Here is an 808-nt window from a genome sequence, read left to right on the forward strand (position 1 = left end):
CAGTTCCTGATTCTCCATGTAGGGCGATACCGGAACCTGAGTGGCAGGCTGTTCAGCCGCCGCCTTGTAGGCATTTGCCAACAGATTGGTCGGTGTGATCACCCCGCTCTGCTCCAGCAAGGTTACCGCTTTCGGGTTTGCCGGCATGCCGTTTTGTAACGCCAGCGCCTTGATGCCTTCCGGATTACTCAGCAAGAAGCCGATCAGCATCGCGGATTCTTTGGGATACTTGGTGTTTTTACCCACCGCAAACAGTGAAGACGGCTTGGTATTGATCGCTGAATCTTTGGCGTTACTCAGCATAGGATACGGACCCGGTTCCAGTACCGTCTCTTTTGGCATGTTGCTGGCGTAGGTGTAGATGGCGGAATCCCATAAATACATGCCGCCCATTTCACCGTTGATCCACGGGCGAATTTCATACACGTTAGTGCGACCAAACGACGAAAAATAACGCTGATCGGGTATCACATGGTTATCCACCAGCTTTTTATAAAAGCCAAACAGTTCGCGCACCTGCTCACGATTATAAGCCAGGCTCTGTTTGCTCTCGGCAATCATGTCAATGCCATATTTCTGCGCCATGTAGGCGCGCCCCAGCGTCAGAATATCGAGAACGTCAGAGGAGCCCTGCGCCACGCCGAGGGGGTAGAAATTGTCTCCCAACGCTTTTTTAAAGGCGGGTCCAGAGGCAAACAATTCATCCCAGGTCTTCGGGTAGGCAACGCCCGCTTTATCCCAGGTACCTTTGTTATAGATAAACCCGCGCGACGTCATGGAAATCGGCACCCCTTGCAGCTTGCCTTTC

The 808-nt window shown here is 52.6% G+C and carries 1 protein-coding gene; it reads right to left on the bottom strand.

Features of this window, described 5'->3' with window-relative positions; translation table 11 throughout:
• A partial coding sequence (locus tag J5224_RS31810; RefSeq protein ID WP_264628961.1) for an ABC transporter substrate-binding protein occupies positions 1-798 on the bottom strand: 798 nt, incomplete at its 3' end.
• Positions 799-808 lie beyond the last annotated feature (10 nt).

This window comes from Candidatus Symbiopectobacterium sp. NZEC135 (assembly GCF_025962695.1).